Origin of the sequence: Actinoplanes derwentensis, from assembly GCF_900104725.1 — a bacterium.
GTDB lineage: Bacteria > Actinomycetota > Actinomycetes > Mycobacteriales > Micromonosporaceae > Actinoplanes > Actinoplanes derwentensis.
Window position 1 is genome coordinate 2,013,521 of the sequence record NZ_LT629758.1, and the last position, 14,569, is coordinate 2,028,089.

Below are 14,569 nucleotides of genomic sequence, written 5' to 3' on the forward strand. Positions count from 1 at the left end.
CCAGGCTCCGCGTCATCCGTCAAAACGGTCTAATACCGACAACCCCAACCACGGGCTGATCATCTCCGGCTCGGGAACCGTGAACGCCGGCGCCCTCGCGATCGGCGAGAAGGCCGAGGCTGTCAACAAGGTGATCCACAGCGGTCTGGCCGATCGTGACAGCGACGACCTCGCCGCCCGCCTGTCCGAACTGGTCGAACAGTTGCAGAAGCACGCGGCGGAGATCCCGGAGAGCGAGGATCTGCTCGCCGCGACCGAGAACGTCGCCCTGGAACTGGCCAAGGACCAGCCGAGCAAGTTCACGGTCAAGACGCTGTTGACCGGAATCGCCACCGGAGCCGGCCCGGTGACCAGCGTGGTCGAGGCGGTGCAGGCGATCCAGAGCCTCCTCTGACCACCTGCCACCCCGCCATCCGCTCAGGCCGCCGACGGCAGCTCGCCGACATCCCGCGCGAACTCCTTGGCCAGTGGGTGCCCGGCACCGATCGCGAACCACTGATGGATCGGCACGCTGCTGAGACCGCGGCGACGGTCAGCCGCTGGGTGGCCGACCACATCAGGGAGTGGACCGGCCGCCCGGGCCGTACGCGACGGTCCGGGCGGCGATCTCCGCGTCGGTGCCGGTCCACAGTGCGTCCAGCCACGGTCCGGCGAACAGGCCCACCAGTGTGGGCGTGCCGTCGGCGGCGGTGGCGTCGAGCCACTCGCAGATGTCGTTCGCGCCGGGGCCGTGGACGCGGTGGTAGCCGGCCGGATGGTCGGGCCAGAACCTCTCCTCGAACCGGAGGATCACCTTCTCGACCCGGCCCATGCCCAGGCGGGACAGTGCGGTCCGGTGGGACGCGGGCAGTTCGGGTGCGAACGTGATGTCGGTCAGGGCCCCGAGGGGGACGGTCACGATCACCGCGTCGAAGCGGTCGCCGCCGACGGTCACCCCGTGCTCGTCGACCTCGATGCGGTGCACCGGCCGGTTGAGGCGGATGTCGAGACCGGCGGCCAGATGATCCACCAGCAGGCGGTAGCCGCCGACGATCCAGCGGTCGCCCTCGCCGACGCCGGGCTCGAAACCGTACCGGGCGCTCAGCCACGACAGCGGAGCGCCCGAGTCCATCACGATCTCGGCGTCCACGTACCGGCGAATGTCGTCGATCGCCCACGAACCCGGAGCCGCCAGCCAGGCCTCGACCACGTCGGAGATCGCGGCCCCGGCCGGTGCGGCGGCGAGACGAGTCCGGAGTTCCTTCTCGATGCCGTCCGGAACCGCGCGGCCGTCGAGGATCAGCGGATCGTTGAAATCGGTCGGCACCAGGCGTAACCCGAGTTCCTCGGCGAGGCGGGCGAGCACGTTGTCGTCGAACTGCTGCAGCCAGTTGGCGCCCAGGTCGAACGTCGTCCCGCCCACTTCGGCGCCCGCGGTGCGCCCGCCGGCCCGATCCCGTGCCTCCAGGACGATCACCTCACGACCGAAAGTGGTCAGGGTTCGGGCGGCGGCGAGGCCGGCCATGCCGGCGCCCACCACGGCGATGCGATCATGCCCCAGGCCGGCGGCCCAAGATCCGGCTTGGACCCCTTGCTCGTACGCCCCGTGTGTCATGCCCGCACGAGAGGCATGGGTGGCCTCCCCGGCCAGCCGAAGCCTCGTCCCGATGGGCGCGCCCAGGTCGACCCGGTCCTGCGGGCTGCCGTCGTGTCCGATCAGGCTCCACGAGCCTTGCGACCAGGGGTCCTCAGCCCAGTGCGAGACAGCGAAGGCCACCGGCGTGATCGACATGGGCCGCAGGCTAACAGCCGGTCCCGGTCCAGGGCGCCGGGATTATCAGCCGCGGGCCGCTGGGATCGCGGTGCTGTAGAGGTAGGCGCGGGTTCGCTTGGCGGTGTCCGCGCCCGAGGTGATCGCGCCGTCCATCCAGCCCATCCAGCGCCGGGACAGGTCGCCGCCGGCGAAGAAGAGCGGACCGGGCCGGTTCGCGAGATCGTGCAGCGCGCCCAGCTGTCCGGGCCGGGCCGCACACCGGGTTCCGCGGGCGTACGGGTCGGCGCACCAGTCGTTCCATCGCTGCTCGGACAGCACCGCGTCCGGGTAGTGCCCGGCCAGTACGGCCGCCGGTGCGGTGCCGTGCTGGTGGAGGGCGGCGACCCCACCCGGTACGGCGTACGTCTCGACCACCACCGGCCAGCCCGTGGTGCCCTCACCGGCGACCACCCCACTCGCGCGGTGCCACACTTTGACCACCTTGCCCGCGTGCGGACCCGGACCGGGCAGTCCGTCGATGTCACCGAAACAGTTCAGCGGCACCGCCACGATCACCGCCCGGGCCCGGTGCGGGGTGCCGTCCGCGGTCATCACCGTGCAGCCGCCCCGGGGCGCGGTGATCGACTCCACCGGTTGACCGAGACGGACCACCGAGCCCAGTTCGGCGGCGATCGCCTTCGCCAGGCTGTCGGCACCCCCGTCGATCCGGTGCGAGTCACCCCCGAACGCGGCCTTCGACGAGCCGAAACCGGCGATCTCGTGCAGCAGGTGCAGGGCGCTGTACTCGTTCTCGTCCCCGCCCATCAGCGTGAACGACCACGCCAGAATCAGACTCCGGACCCGCTCCGACGGGCAGAACTCTCGCAGATACCCACCGAACGGGACGTCCAGGTCCGGCGCGCAGTGGTGCCAGTCCGGGCGGTCGAAGTCGATCCGCTCGGCGTCGGCCTCCAGCCGTTCCAGGGTCTCGGCGAGTACCCGCTTCTCATCGGGGTCGGTGGGCTCCGGCCCGCTGGGTAGATACCAGCGGTGCGGCCCGCGCAACGGCTCGGCGGTGACCAGCTCATACCGGGTTAGTTCGCTGGTGACAGCGGTGTGCTGCTGCGGCGAGAGCCACTCGGCGCCCAGGTCGACGGCGGCCTGCGTGCCCGGCAGCGGGGCCGTCCACGTTCGCCCGCCGACCCGGTCACGGGCTTCCAGGACCTGGACACTGAGCCCGGCGGCGCGCAGATCCCGGGCCGCCACTAGACCGGCGAGACCCGCACCGACAACAATCACGTCCACGGGGACCTCCGCTGGTAGCGCCTTGTGGTATGGAGATACCAGTGGACCGTACCGGAGGGTGTGGATCTTGGGAATGCGCCGTGCCTCGCGGAACAGGGCCGACCTGCTGATGCAGGCTGCCGAAGTGGTGGCCGAACGCGGCTTCGAGAACACCCGGTTCACCGACGTGGCCGGGCGCACCGGCGCGTCCATCAGCACGTTGCAGTACCTGTTCGGCAACCGCGAGGACCTGGTCGTGCAGGCGCTGCGCACCCGAACCGCCCACCTGCTGGCCGAAGCCCGCACCGCCGCCGAGGCGATCACCGACCCGATCGAACGACTCCGCTGGGTAGCCGGCCACCTCGCCGCCACCGACGGCTCCCCGGACGCGGCCCGCGCCGAATGGATGCTGTGGGTCGAGTACTGGCGAACCGCCCTCCGCGACGACGAACTGGCCACCGAATCGATCAACACGTACGACGGCTGGGCGTCCCTGGTCCGCGACGCCATCCACGCCGCCGTCGCCGCCGGTGTCCTGGCCGAGCCCTCCGACATCGACGCGGTCGCGCAGGGGGCGTGCGCGCTGGCCGACGGCTTGGGCGTCCAGATAGCCCTCCGACGCCCCGGCCTCACCTGGGAACGAGCCGCCGCGATGACCCGAGCCTGGCTGTCGGTAACCCTGAACTGCCCCGCCCTCGCCGACCATTAGCGTCCTTGACGCGGTACTGAACTGATCTCAGCAAGATCCGGTTAGGTATTTGTATTCGAAATGGGTCAGGTGCAGCGCGGCGGCGACGACATCGCCGGTGCGGCGTGGGCTTATCGTGGTGCGGCGCAGGGCTTTCCAGCGTCCGACGAGGATCGCGAAGCCGCGTTCGCCCTGCCAGCGCAGACCGCGTAGGAGCCGGTTGTAGGCGCGGTTGTCGACGGCGAGGGGTTTACCGTCGGCCGGTTGCTTGATTGGGGTTTTGATGCCCTGACCAGTGCTTTCGTAGCCGGAGTCGGCCAAGGCCGGCAGGTCGAGTTCGGCGGCGGACCAGTTCAGGGCGGCGGTGACGCCGAGGTCGCGGGCGCAGCTGGTGTCGTGCAGATGCCCCGGCATCGCCGCCGATGTCCAGATCGGCAGTCCGTCCGGGCGCATGATCGCCTGAATGTTCGCGCCGAAGTCGCGGTGCTTTCCGGAGAACCAGGCGTCGATCGTCTTTCCCTTGACCGACAGGGTGGTCTCGGTCAGCCGGTCGCAGTCGAACAGTTTGCCGTCGAGGATGACGTACGACCAGCCGTCGGCGGCGACCCGCTTCAGAGCGGTGTGCAGGTCCTGTGCCTGGGCGGCGAGCACCGCGATGCCCTCGTCGCGGTAGCGGTACGCGGTCGCCCGGGAGACCCCGAAACCGGCGCCCAGCAGTGTCAGGTCTTCCTGCTTACGGAACCAGACGAGTACGAGTAACGCCTGGTAGAAGCAGGTCAGCGCACGTGTCTTCTTCCGCGTGCCACGGGCGCGGCGCTCGGCATGGAGCAACCGCGCCACGTACTGCACCAGTTCCCTCGGGACGTCGACCATGGCACGATAAGCCAGCACGTGGAGCCCTCTCGAAGACGTGGATCTGTCGCAAGACCTGTCTATCGATGGCTCCACGTCTTTTTCGAGGACCGTCCGAAACTACCTATTCACCCGTGTCATCCCGAATCGGCTTCAATTCCTTGCTGAGATCAGTTCACTGAACGACGTAACTGATCCCGTGCGGTTCCTCGCGCGCCGGACAGGAAGTGGCGAGAATTCTTCAGGTTTTCGATGTGGGCGCCGATGACGTGGCGACGAAATCTGGGAGAAGTCATGCTTTGTGCCCGCTGTGGTTCGGCCGTTCCGGCGAATGGTCACTGCCAATTCTGTGGTCATGCTGCCATGCATGCCTCGGCGCACGCCCCGTCTGCGGTGCCCGGTCCCTCGGGCGTGTACGCGCCTGAGGCCTGGCAGCCAGGGGGCGGGCCCGGTCAGGCGCCTGTCGCCTGGCAGCCGGGTGGAGGACCCGGACAGGCGCCTTACATGGTCATGCCGCAACCCGGATACGCGATGCCCTCTTCCGCGAAAGCGTTCAGCATCGCATCCTTCATTTTCGCCGCGATAGCATTGTTGTTCGTGCCGATCCTTTTCGGTGTGATCGCCGCTGTCCTGGCGAGTATGGCCAAGAAACGTGGCGAGAAATGGGCCACCGTCGCGCTGCGAGTGGCTGTCGGCGCAGCCGGTTTCGGTATGGTGGTCGGAGCCATCGCCCGGTCGAGCTCGTAGGCGCCTTTAGAAAGTGGCCAGCAAACGGGCGCAACGTTGCGGGTCGTCGGTCAAACCGGCGGTGAGACCCCACAACCAAAAGTCGGCGGTACGGAAGACCACCCAGTCCCGGCTTCGGTCCCGGTCTGTTTCGGCTGCCGTGACCACGATGTCGAAGTGACGGACGATGCGGGCTGGTGAGGGCATCTCGTCCAGGCGGGTCCACAGGGTTCGGGCCAGGTCGTAGTCGATTTCGCCACGCATCAGGACGGGGTCGACGACCAGCCAGTCCTCCCTGGTGGCGCGGAGCACCTGCGCCGAGTGCAGGTCGCCGTTGACCGCGAGTTCGGGCCGGGCACCCTGCGACAGACGTGCGCCGATCTCCAGGGCCTCCCGGAGGCGGCTTTCGGGGAACGGCCGACCGAGGTGCCTCCACTCCTGTTCCATCGTGGCCATCCGCCGGGCGACGGCCGCAGCCGTGCTCGGAACGTCGGTGATCACGCCTGGCGGGGCGGGGATCGCGAGCCGGCGCATCGTCGAGCCCAGGATGTGCATCGCCTCATCGGTGGGAACGGTGTGCAGCGACGTGCCGGGGGTCAGCCGTTCCAGGAGCATCGCGTCACGGTGGGTGTCGACCAGGTGCACGGTCCCGCGACCGTTCCAGAATCGCAGCGCGGCGACCTGCGCAACCGCGTCGGGGCCGGGCGGCGTCAACCGCAACACGAAGTCACCGTCGGCGCGGGTCACCGGGACGACCAGGGCGTTCGATCCGTGCACGGCCGTGCCGGAGACGGTCAGCCGCCAGCGCTCGCACGACGAACGGATGAGTTCGGGCAGCTCGTCCAGCCAGGCGGTGCCGTCGCGCGACCAGCGGGGCATTTTCCGGAACGACGGGGGGATCATGCTCGGCCCGCGGCCAGCAGGGCGGTGGTGGGCAGCGCTAGGCGGCCGTCGGGTTCGCGGTAGGGCGTGACGTGTTCGTCGTACCGGGCTCGGATCCGGGTGATGGTTTCCGGGGTTTGGCGTTTCATGATCAGGCCGGGGGTGCCGATGCCGTTGGCGGGGCCGCTCCACCAGGCGTCGGGGGTGGTGCGATGAGTCCAGGAGAGTGTTTCGCCGCTGATGTCGGTCAGTCCGGCTCGGTGCAGCAAATCCGACAACCCGGCGGCGGTACGGGGGAAGTCCCGGTCCGGTGGCAGCCGGGGCAGGTCGGTGGGGCGTTCGACTCCGGCCGCGTCGAAGACGGTGGACCAGAGGTGCTGGGCCGGTGGGGCCGGGTAGGGCCAGATCGTCACGGAGACCCGGCCGCCGGGGCGTGTCACCCGCCGCATCTCGCTGACGGCGGCCAGCGGATCGCCGACGTGGTTGACCACGAAATTGGCCACCACCGTGTCGAAGACGCCGTCGTCGAACGGCAGATCCGGCAGCGTCGCGTGGTGGACCCGGGCGTCCGGAATCCGTCGGCGGGTCGCTTCCACCATGCTGGGTTCGGCGTCCACCGCGACGACCTTCACCCCGCGGGTGTACGCCAGGGCGGCTACCGTGCCGGTGCCGGTACCCACGTCGAGCAGCCGGCCACCGGCCCGGACCTGCCCGGCGTCCAGCAGAGCGCCGGCCGGATGGGCGCAGAGCGCGGCGAAACTGTCCCGATAGGCCGCCGCCTGCCCGGCCCACCGGGCCCGTTCATGGTTGTCGAAGGTCGTCATCCGGCCATCTTGATCTATCTGGCGAACGGCTGGCTATCATCGCCGCCATGATCCAAGACGTGGCGGGGCCGCTGGCCGGGCAGGACTTCGGGAGGTGGTCGCGTGCCGATGTCGAGCGGGTCGCCGGTGCGGTTGGATGGTCCGTCCAGGACGGTGACCATCACCTGACGGTTGACACCAGGAGCCCGCTCCGGGCGCGGTCCACGAAGATCGGTTATGGCCAGGACGCCTTCGGCTACGGCGAGCAGATCGACTTTCAGGTCACCGAGACCTGCCCGGCCGACGAACTGGCGGCGCTGCACGCGGCCACGCTGGCCTCGGTGGCCGACGTGCTCGGGCCGCCCGCGCTGGTCGGCGGGCCGGGTGCCTGGGCGTTCTGGCGTGAACCGCGGGTCCGGGTGGAGCGCCATCTGCGGCGTTGTTTGGTGACCGTGCGGGTGGAGCCGGCCGGGCCCGCCGAGCACGAGGAGCACAGCACCGCCGAGTGGAGCCCGGACTGGGAACCCACCGATCTCTGGTACGCCGAACCCGATGTGCACAGTGCCGCCTGCCGGTCGCTGGGCGGCATGATGTTCCACGATGCCCGCAACGCCGCTACCTGGGCGGAGTTCGAACAGAGTGTTCGCGAGCTGTTCGTGTCGTTCGCCGCTGACCTTCCGGCGCTGGCGGGGCACGTGTCGCACGTGGCCTGGGACATCAGCCCGGAGGCCGGTGACCGGGAGGTGCAGGGCGTGTTCAACGAGAGTGGCGCTCGCGTCTGCGAGATCGTCTTCGGCGTGACCGAGACGGCCGACTACACGAGACTCCCGCCGGGATCCGGCAGTGGCGCGCGAGTCGCCGAGATCGCCCTCGACATCATCCGGGGCTGGGATCTCGACTCGCCGGAGCGGCTGCGCCACTACTGCTACACCCCGGCACCGGGCCGGATCACCGCGCGGTCCGGGTTCCGGATCGACGGCTGACGGAGGAGCCGGGGCCCCTCCGTCAGGACTCGTCTCAGCTGGCGTAGGTTTCGAACTCGGCTACTTTCGGCGTACCGGACGAGCTGGTGATCTTGAAGGTGATCTTTGTCGTCGAGGTGGCCGGGAAAGTGATCACGCCAGCTCCGGAGCCTGAGGTCAGGACGGCGCCGGTGGCTCCGTTCAGGACCTGGTAGGCGCCGATCGACGAGCCCGAGGCCTCGCGGATGTTGATTTTCGAGACCGTGGTCGCCGCGGACCACTTGATGGAGATGTCGCCGGTGGCGCCGCTCGGGGACCAGAACGTGGTCAGGCTGCCGTCGCGGACGTCGCCGTAACTGGTGCCGCTGGCCTTGCTGGAACCGTCCGAACCGGCGCCGACGCTCAGGTTGACACCGGTCGGGTTACCGGTCGGCGAGGTGGTCGGGGAGACCGTGGGGCTGGCCGTCGGCGACGACGTGGGAGACGCGGTCGGCGAGGTGGTGGTCACGCTGCAGGTGCCGGTCGAGACCTTCAGGCCGGTGTTCGCGCCGGCGGTTGCGGCGACGACCGACGGGACGCAGGACGCGCTGTCGGCGGTGAACGAGTAGGGGATGCTGACCGTGGTGTTGGAGGTGACGTTCGGGCCGGCCGGGTTGTTCTCCGAACCGGGTGCCGACCAGGTCACGTTGTCGAAGATGTTCCCGGACACCTGCCAGTAGCCGGCCTGGTCGGTGTAGAAGGTGCCGAGCACGTCCTTGGAGTTCTGGAAGTAGTTGTTGTCCACTTTCGCCCTGGCTCCGGCGCGGGAGTTGATACCCGACTCGACCAGGCCCAGGTAGTGGTTGTTGTAGATGTGGGCCACCCCGCCACGCAGCAACGGCGTACGAGAATCGATGTTCTGGTACTTGTTGTGGTGGAACGTGACGAACGAGTTGCCGGTGTCGGTCTCGCTGGAGCCGATCAGGCCGCCGCGACCGGAATTGCTCAGGGTGCTGTAGGACAGGGTGACGTACTGGACGTCGTCCTTCAGGTCGAACAGCCCGTCGTAACCGGCCGACTCGCCGCCCGAGGCGAGCAGGGTCGCATGGTCGACCCAGACGTTGCGGACCGTGCTCTCCATGCCGATCGCGTCGCCGCCGTTGGAGATCGGCGAGCCGGACTTCTTCACGTTCTTGACGGTCACGTTCTGGATGATGATGTTGCTGGAGTCCCGGATGTGGATGCCCAGCTGGTCGAAGGTCGCCCCGGCCCCGACCCCGAGGATCGTGACGTTGCTGATCTCCTTCAGCTCGATCTTGTCGGCCGCGGTGTTGCAGCTGTCGCCGGAGACCTTCGTGGTGTTGCCGTGGTTGATCGTGCCCTCGACCTGAATGATGATCGGGGTCGAACTGCTGGCCCTGGTGCACAGCGCGGTGTGGATCTGGGTGCCGGTGGTGGCCCGGACCGTGGTGCCGCCGGCGCCTCCGGTGGTGCCGCCGTTCTGACCGGCGAAACCGTCGGCCGACGCGGCCGCCGCGAACGCCTCGGGCTGTGGCGCGCCCAGGGCGATCGCCCCGGCCAGGCCGACGGTGCCGAACACCGCGGAGAGTCGTAGTACGACTGATCTTCTCATCTCTGCTTCACCTGTTCCCGCGCATGGGGATGCGCGTTCGGGGGATGGTCGGCGGTACGTGTGGGGATGACCGCCGTGGTGTGCCCTAGATGCGGGAAAGCGCTTTCCTGAGGTGCAGGGTAGAGCGATTTCGATGAATGTGGCAAGGGGGAACCCCTGTCAAGGTCACCGGAAATGCCGCTCCACACTCGATAGTGGTGACTGACGATGAAAAGGTTGCTCGCCGCGTTCAAGATCCTGGCTCGGGGTGCGGCGGCCGGTCGGCGGCGACCCATGATTGAGGGGACTCGAGGCTCTGGCCAACTACCTACTGGTGAGTAACAATCACTGGATGTTTTGAACCGGCGACGAGTGCCGGCCGTTTTCAAGGTCACCATCTACCGAGGAGTCGACGATGATCATCGGTGTACCGAGGGATCCGGACCCGGGTGAGCGCCGGGTGGCGGCCACGCCCACGACCGTCACACAGCTCGTCAAGCTGGGATATCAGGTAGTCGTCGAGCCCGGAGCGGGCGCCGCGGCGTCGTTCTCGGACGAGTCCTACGCCGACGCCGGAGCCACCGTCGGCGACGCGCTGGCCGCCGACATCGTGTTCGTGATCAACCCGCCGCCGGTGGCGCAGCGTGACAAACTCGCCGACGGCGCCACGCTCATCGGCATGCTCAACCCCCGCCTCGATCCGGAACTCGTCGCCGACCTCGCCGGACGCCCGATCACCGCGCTGTCGATGGACGCCGTGCCGCGGATCTCCCGGGCCCAATCCCTCGACGTGCTCTCGTCGATGGCCAACATCGCCGGATACCGCGCGGTCGTCGAGGCCGCGCACGCCTTCGGCCGGTTCTTCACCGGTCAGGTCACCGCCGCGGGCAAGGTTCCCCCGGCGAAGGTCCTGGTGGCCGGCGCGGGCGTGGCGGGCCTGGCCGCGATCGGCACGGCCGGGAGCCTGGGCGCGATCGTTCGGGCCACCGACCCCCGCCCCGAAGTCGCCGACCAGGTCAAGTCGCTGGGTGGGGAGTATCTGCCGGTCGAAGCGGCCGACGTCGAGGTGTCGTCGACGGGTTACGCCAAACAGATGTCGGACGACTACAACGACCGGGCCACGCGCCTCTACGCGGTGCAGGCGGGCGAGGTCGACATCATCATCACCACCGCGCTCATCCCCGGCCGGCCCGCACCCCGGCTGATCACCGCCGGAATGGTCGCGACCATGCGGCCGGGCAGTGTCATCGTCGACATGGCCGCGGCCAACGGGGGCAACGTCGAGGGCACCGTCCCCGGCGAGGTGGTGGTCACCGCCAACGGGGTGACGATCATCGGATACACCGATCTGGCCGGCCGTCTTCCGGCGCAGGCTTCCCAGTTGTACGGCACCAACCTCGTGAACCTGATGAAGCTGATGACTCCGGGCAAGGACGGGCAGCTCGTCCTGGATTTCGAGGACGTCGTGCAGCGGGGGATCACCGTGGTCCGAGACGGGGAGCTGACGTGGCCCCCGCCTGCGGTTGCGGTGTCAGCGGCGCCCCCGAAAGCATCAGAAAGTTCAGTAAATCCCGATAACTCGGTAAAGGGTGAGGCGGTCGGCTCGAAGCGGCGGCTGAACACGCTGACCGTCGTCGGCGCGGGTGCCACCGGACTGTTCCTGCTCACCGCCCTTGCCCCCGCGGCGCTCCGCGGTCACCTCACCGTGTTCGCCCTGGCCATCGTCATCGGCTACTACGTGATCGGCAAGGTCCACCACGCCCTGCACACCCCACTGATGTCGGTCACCAACGCCATCAGCGGCATCATCGTGGTCGGTGCCGTGCTGCAGCTCGGCGACAGTCAGGACCTGATCACCGTGCTGTCGTGCGCCGCGATCCTGCTGGCCAGCATCAACGTCTTCGGTGGATTCGCGGTCACCCGCCGCATGCTCGCCATGTTCTCGAGGAGCTGACCGTCATGACCATCGAGACCGCGGCGCAGGCCGCGTACATCGTCGCCGCCCTGCTCTTCATCCTGGCCCTGGCTGGCCTGTCCCGGCACGAGACAGCCCGCGCGGGCAACACGTTCGGCATCGCCGGAATGGCTTTGGCCCTGTTCGCCACAGTGGGCTTGGCGATCGCCGGCACGATCAGTGGCGTGAACCTGGCGCTGCTGCTGGCGGCGACCGTGATCGGCGCCGCGATCGGCCTGCACCGGGCGGCGAAGGTCGAGATGACCGGTATGCCGGAGCTGATCGCCCTGCTGCACAGTTTTGTCGGCCTGGCCGCGGTGCTGGTCGGCTGGAACGGATACCTGCACGTCGAAGCGCACCCGGACGGCACCGAGACGGCAGTGCTGAGCGCCGAGGACATGCTCGGCATCCACAGCGCCGAGGTGTTCATCGGCGTCTTCATCGGTGCGGTGACGTTCACCGGCTCGATCGTGGCGTACCTCAAGCTCGCCGCGAAGATCAAGTCCAGTCCGCTGACGCTGCCCGGCAAGAATCTGCTCAACATCGGCGCGCTCGCCGCGTTCGCGCTGCTCACCGCCGGGTTCGTGATCGCACCGTCGCGGTGGCTGCTGATCGCCGTCACGGTGCTCGCCCTGGCGCTGGGCTGGCACCTGGTCGCCTCGATCGGCGGCGGTGACATGCCGGTGGTGGTGTCGATGCTCAACAGCTACTCCGGCTGGGCCGCTGCGGCCGCCGGGTTCCTCCTGGAGAACGACCTGCTCATCGTCACCGGGGCACTGGTCGGTTCGTCGGGTGCCTACCTGTCGTACATCATGTGCAAGGCGATGAACCGGTCCTTCCTCTCGGTGATCGCCGGCGGGTTCGGCATCGTGGCGGGACCGGCCGACGACAAGGAGTACGGCGAACACCGGGAGATCAACGCCGAGGGTGTCGCGGACCTGCTCGGCAGCGCCGACACGGTGATCATCACGCCCGGGTACGGGATGGCGGTCGCCCAGGCGCAGCACGGGGTCGCCGAACTGACCCGCACGCTGCGCGAACGCGGCGTGACCGTCCGGTTCGGCATCCACCCGGTCGCCGGCCGTCTGCCCGGCCACATGAACGTGCTGCTCGCCGAGGCGCGGGTGCCGTACGACGTGGTCCTGGAGATGGACGAGATCAACGACGACTTCGCCGGTACGTCGGTGGTGCTGGTGATCGGCGCCAACGACACCGTCAACCCGGCCGCCCTGGACGACCCGTCGAGTCCGATCGCCGGGATGCCGGTGCTGACGGTGTGGGAGGCCGACCACGTGATCGTCTTCAAGCGCTCGATGGCGTCGGGTTACGCCGGCGTACAGAATCCGCTGTTCTTCAAAGAGAACACCGCGATGCTGTTCGGTGACGCCAAGGACCGCGTCGAGGACATCCTGCGGGCGGTGTCGGCCCTGCAATCGGCCCGATGACATGGTGATGGCCCCAGCCGCAGGGGGATCGGCTGGGGCCATCACTTTCGGGGGGACGATTCAGTAACCGAAGTCCTGGGTGTAGTACGGGGCACCGTTGGCGGCGAAGACCACGCCCACCCCGGCACTGGTGGACTTGCAGTTGAGGATGTTGGTGCGGTGGCCCGGGCTGGTCATCCAGCCGCCGACCACGGCCGACGCGGTGCGGTAACCCCAGGCGATGTTCTCGGCGGACGGCTTGGCGTAACCGGTGGCCTTGACCCGGTCACCGAAACGGGACCCGCCGCGGCCGGTGTGCGAGAACGCCCCGGTCTGCGCCATGTACTCGCTGTGCGCCCGCGCCGCCTCGGTGAGCTGCGCGTTCACCGTGAGGGCCGAACAGCCGCCCCTGACCCGCTCGACGTTGATCAGGTCGTTGATCTCGTTCTGCAGCGCCTGCTCCGCAACCGTCGCCTGGGGCGAGGCCGCCGCAGCCGAAGCCGGGGACGCTGTCATCGTGGCGGCGCCGAGAGCGGCGACCGGGGCGAGGAGGGCGGTCACGGCGAGGCGGCGAAGAAGCTGGCGCAAGAATTCGATCCTTCCGAAGCACGTTCCCGCTTTCTGCGGGCTCACCATTGACTTCGGCCGCGGTCGCGGCGACTGGATCGCAGACCCGGAGCGTGCGGGTCGCCATTCGGTTGCCGGACCCGCCGGCGCGAGATGTCGCCGTGGTTGTGTAGCGTGCCCCGCGAGACATCGACCATCATTAACGACAATGGGAGTACGTGTTGGCGGACGGCACCGGGAAAGCGAACCAGCGCGCCGAGTCGTTGCGCCGGATGTTCCCCCAGCGACCGCCTGAGCCGATCACACCCCCTCTGCCGGTGGAGGAGCCGAAACCGGAGCCGCGGCGGCGATGGCCGATCGCGGTCGCCGCGGTGGCCCTGCTCGGTGTGGCCGGTGTGGCCGGCGCGCTCAGCCTGCGCGAACCCGGGGAAGCGAGCCTGCCCCCGGTGCAGATCGGGCAGGGTTTCCCGCCGGTCGCGCCACCGTCCTTCGACGTGACCCCGCCGGTCCCGGTGGCATCAGCGACCCCGCCGTCTCTTTCCCCGGCGGCGTCGGCCCCGGACGCGTCCGGGTACGCACCCCAGCGGGCAACGAGACCGGCCACCGTGCCCGGCGCCGGGCCGATCACCGCGACGAAGGCCACCGTGCCTGACGCCGGGCCGATCACCGCGTACTCGGCCTGCGCCGTGGGGAAGTCGGTGCTGTTCCGGGCGACCTTCGCCGACGGTTTCGACTACCACCACGTGTTCATCGACACGGACGGCGACGCCGCCACCGGCTACCAGATCACCGAGGTAGAGGGCGGTTTCGGCGCCGACTACCTCCTGGAGAACGAGTTCTTCTACAAGTCCACCGGCCCCGGCTGGGACTGGCGCGAGATGGACGGGGAGAGCCCGCTCCAGGTGCGGTCCCGCGACGGCTACCTGTGGAGACTGCGGGCCGACTACGGCGGCGTCCGGGCGGTGTTCAACGGCTCCGACGACGCTGACCCGGAGATCTTCACCGCTGTGACCCCGGTCAGGTCCTGCTGACCCCCACTAACCACGCGGCGGGCTGCCCGGTTCGTGTGCCGAGCTGGGGTTCGAAACGAACCCCAGCTCGGCA

The 14,569-nt window shown here is 68.9% G+C and carries 14 protein-coding genes; 7 read left to right on the plus strand and 7 right to left on the minus strand.

Going from position 1 to position 14,569, the window contains the following annotated elements:
* The first annotated feature begins 79 nt into the window (after window positions 1–79).
* Window positions 80–394 (plus strand): hypothetical protein, encoded by a 315-nt coding sequence (locus tag BLU81_RS09215; protein ID WP_092543424.1) that lies wholly within the window; start codon window positions 80–82, stop codon window positions 392–394.
* Between the two features lie 162 nt (window positions 395–556).
* Here BLU81_RS09215 and BLU81_RS09220 read toward each other — a convergent pair whose 3' ends face one another.
* Window positions 557–1,771 (minus strand): flavin monoamine oxidase family protein, encoded by a 1,215-nt coding sequence (locus BLU81_RS09220; RefSeq protein ID WP_092543426.1) that lies wholly within the window; start codon window positions 1,769–1,771, stop codon window positions 557–559.
* Between the two features lie 45 nt (window positions 1,772–1,816).
* Window positions 1,817–3,229: a flavin monoamine oxidase family protein gene (locus BLU81_RS09225; protein WP_092543428.1), complete on the minus strand. Its 1,413-nt coding sequence runs from the start codon at window positions 3,227–3,229 to the stop codon at window positions 1,817–1,819.
* On the opposite strand from BLU81_RS09225, the gene BLU81_RS09230 reads away from it, so the two are divergent.
* Window positions 3,111–3,725: a TetR/AcrR family transcriptional regulator gene (locus BLU81_RS09230; RefSeq protein WP_157751429.1), complete on the plus strand. Its 615-nt coding sequence runs from the start codon at window positions 3,111–3,113 to the stop codon at window positions 3,723–3,725. The two genes, BLU81_RS09225 and BLU81_RS09230, sit on opposite strands and share 119 nt — an antisense overlap.
* A gap of 27 nt (window positions 3,726–3,752) precedes the next feature.
* On the opposite strand, the gene BLU81_RS09235 is transcribed toward BLU81_RS09230, so the two are convergent.
* Window positions 3,753–4,595 carry a transposase family protein gene (locus BLU81_RS09235; RefSeq protein WP_172890509.1) on the minus strand — a complete coding sequence of 281 codons (843 nt, stop codon included), beginning with the start codon at window positions 4,593–4,595 and terminating at the stop codon, window positions 3,753–3,755.
* A gap of 465 nt (window positions 4,596–5,060) precedes the next feature.
* Here BLU81_RS09235 and BLU81_RS09240 point away from each other — a divergent pair, with 465 nt between their 5' ends.
* Window positions 5,061–5,303: a hypothetical protein gene (locus BLU81_RS09240; protein WP_092543432.1), complete on the plus strand. Its 243-nt coding sequence runs from the start codon at window positions 5,061–5,063 to the stop codon at window positions 5,301–5,303.
* A gap of 6 nt (window positions 5,304–5,309) precedes the next feature.
* Here the strand turns inward: BLU81_RS09240 and BLU81_RS09245 are convergent, their stop codons facing one another.
* Both BLU81_RS09245 and BLU81_RS09250 read right to left on the minus strand, forming a co-directional pair.
* The gene (locus tag BLU81_RS09245; RefSeq protein WP_197686159.1) at window positions 5,310–6,161 is read right to left on the minus strand and encodes an aminoglycoside phosphotransferase family protein; all 852 of its coding nucleotides are present in this window, start codon (window positions 6,159–6,161) and stop codon (window positions 5,310–5,312) included.
* 20 nt (window positions 6,162–6,181) lie between these two features.
* A complete protein-coding gene (locus tag BLU81_RS09250; RefSeq protein WP_092543436.1) occupies window positions 6,182–6,988 on the minus strand; it encodes a class I SAM-dependent methyltransferase in 807 nt (268 codons plus the stop codon).
* A gap of 47 nt (window positions 6,989–7,035) precedes the next feature.
* On the opposite strand from BLU81_RS09250, the gene BLU81_RS09255 reads away from it, so the two are divergent.
* Window positions 7,036–7,950, plus strand: a complete 915-nt coding sequence (locus BLU81_RS09255; protein WP_092543438.1) for a DUF6301 family protein — start codon at window positions 7,036–7,038, stop codon at window positions 7,948–7,950.
* A 34-nt stretch (window positions 7,951–7,984) separates the two neighbouring features.
* Here the strand turns inward: BLU81_RS09255 and BLU81_RS09260 are convergent, their stop codons facing one another.
* Complete coding sequence (locus BLU81_RS09260; RefSeq protein ID WP_092543440.1) at window positions 7,985–9,541, minus strand: pectate lyase family protein; 1,557 nt, start codon at window positions 9,539–9,541, stop codon at window positions 7,985–7,987.
* A 394-nt stretch (window positions 9,542–9,935) separates the two neighbouring features.
* Between BLU81_RS09260 and BLU81_RS09265 the strand changes: the two genes are divergently transcribed.
* Complete coding sequence (locus tag BLU81_RS09265; RefSeq protein ID WP_092543442.1) at window positions 9,936–11,474, plus strand: Re/Si-specific NAD(P)(+) transhydrogenase subunit alpha; 1,539 nt, start codon at window positions 9,936–9,938, stop codon at window positions 11,472–11,474.
* Between the two features lie 5 nt (window positions 11,475–11,479).
* Complete coding sequence (gene pntB / locus BLU81_RS09270) at window positions 11,480–12,919, plus strand: Re/Si-specific NAD(P)(+) transhydrogenase subunit beta (protein ID WP_092543444.1); 1,440 nt, start codon at window positions 11,480–11,482, stop codon at window positions 12,917–12,919.
* Window positions 12,920–12,979: 60 nt separating this feature from the next.
* On the opposite strand, the gene BLU81_RS09275 is transcribed toward pntB, so the two are convergent.
* Window positions 12,980–13,486, minus strand: a complete 507-nt coding sequence (locus BLU81_RS09275) for a CAP domain-containing protein (RefSeq protein ID WP_231954324.1) — start codon at window positions 13,484–13,486, stop codon at window positions 12,980–12,982.
* A gap of 197 nt (window positions 13,487–13,683) precedes the next feature.
* On the opposite strand from BLU81_RS09275, the gene BLU81_RS09280 reads away from it, so the two are divergent.
* On the plus strand, window positions 13,684–14,496 hold the full coding sequence (locus BLU81_RS09280) for a hypothetical protein (protein WP_092543446.1): 813 nt from the start codon (window positions 13,684–13,686) through the stop codon (window positions 14,494–14,496).
* The last annotated feature ends 73 nt before the right edge of the window (window positions 14,497–14,569 follow it).